A 1,371-nucleotide genomic window follows, 5' to 3' on the forward strand; every position below is an offset into this window, starting at 1 on the left:
GCCCGCCGCCCCATGGGTTCCCGCTGCTCCCGGCCTGCCCTCCGCTATGCTGCGGGCACCACTGCGTTAAGCCCCTTCGGGGAGCAATCAAGGAAAAACAAGGGGAAATCCTCCCCCCTGTAGTGCACCTCAGGAAGCAACAATCCTATAAACAGCCCCCTAAACGCACCAGAATGCCCCAGAATCCATTTTTAGACCCTTAGGCTATCTGGAATACCCTTAGCGACTGTCAAGGGCTTAAGCGGTACCGCACGACCGCAGGGAGGAGGATAAGGAGCGTCCCTTGACAGTCTATGCATCCCATATCCTATTACCTGCAGGGGCAGGCTCCCTGCCCTTCTGCCTTCCGGCGAGGACGGGGGTCACAGGGGGCTGGCCCCCTTATCTGGGTCCAGGGGCTGGTCCCTGGTAGGGTTCCGGGGCAACGCCCTGGACCGCCGGAGGCATACCTTCAGCAAGGTAAAAAAAGGCCATATAAGACTACAGAGAACTTTTTTATGCAAAAAATGCCATTTTGACCTTATATATCAAGCTTTTCAGCGTTTTTTGAAACTACTCTGTTTAGAGTAGAAACGCCCTCTGTTTGAATTATATAAACTACTCTGTTTAGATGTATCAAACTACTTATTTTTAGAGTAGGATAAAAGAATTGACTTTTTTAAATAGCTACTTTATAATTGAGTAGAATTACTACTTAAAACAATGATGACAAAGGAGGAAGGCATGCCTAGAATCAATCAATCTATTGAATCCAAGGAACTTAATGAGAAAGGAGAAATAATCAGTAAGAAAGCCAATAAAGTGCTATCATGGGGCGATGAACCAGCCTACATAAAACTATATTTACAAGACATTATGTATTTTGCAGATATCCCTAAACAATACGCATCCGTCACAGCTTGTTTGCTTAAACGCATATCATATGCTGGCGATGAAGATGGGATGTGCGTTACATTGGTTCCTCGCATAAAACAAGCCATTTGCAATGAAATGGGATGGAAAAGAGTATCCTCTCTTGATAACGCTTTACAAAAACTTCTTGCAGGGAAAATACTTTTTAGAGTAGACCGCAGCATGTACCGTTTTAATCCATATATTTTTGGCAAAGGTGATTGGCAAGATATCAGCAGACTTCGCCTTGAAATCAATTATGACGAAATTATGGGAAGAACGTTTAAAGCTAATATTGAGTATGAAACAGGCCCAGATGGACAAATGTATTTAAAAACCGGCACGGAAAATTAACTTTAATATCTCCAGTATCTTTAGGCTAAGCATAGTTTAAGCTATGCTTAGCCTATTATCGTGACGGTGAAGAAATGCCTGTGAAGCCTTGATTCATAAGGGCTGAGGGGTAGAGAAATTTTAGCA

At 43.8% G+C, this 1,371-nt stretch carries 1 protein-coding gene; it reads left to right on the top strand.

What is annotated here, in order from left to right; genetic code table 11:
* The first annotated feature begins 702 nt into the window (after positions 1–702).
* On the top strand, positions 703–1,245 hold the full coding sequence (locus tag HMPREF1551_RS13100; protein WP_021627604.1) for a hypothetical protein: 543 nt from the start codon (positions 703–705) through the stop codon (positions 1,243–1,245).
* The last annotated feature ends 126 nt before the right edge of the window (positions 1,246–1,371 follow it).

This window comes from Capnocytophaga sp. oral taxon 863 str. F0517, assembly GCF_000466425.1.
Taxonomy (GTDB): Bacteria; Bacteroidota; Bacteroidia; order Flavobacteriales; family Flavobacteriaceae; genus Capnocytophaga.

Coding starts and splice junctions, on each gene's coding strand:
- HMPREF1551_RS13100 (WP_021627604.1), top strand. CDS start 703: ATGATGACAAAGGAGGAAGGCATGCCTAGAATCAATCAATCTATTGAA.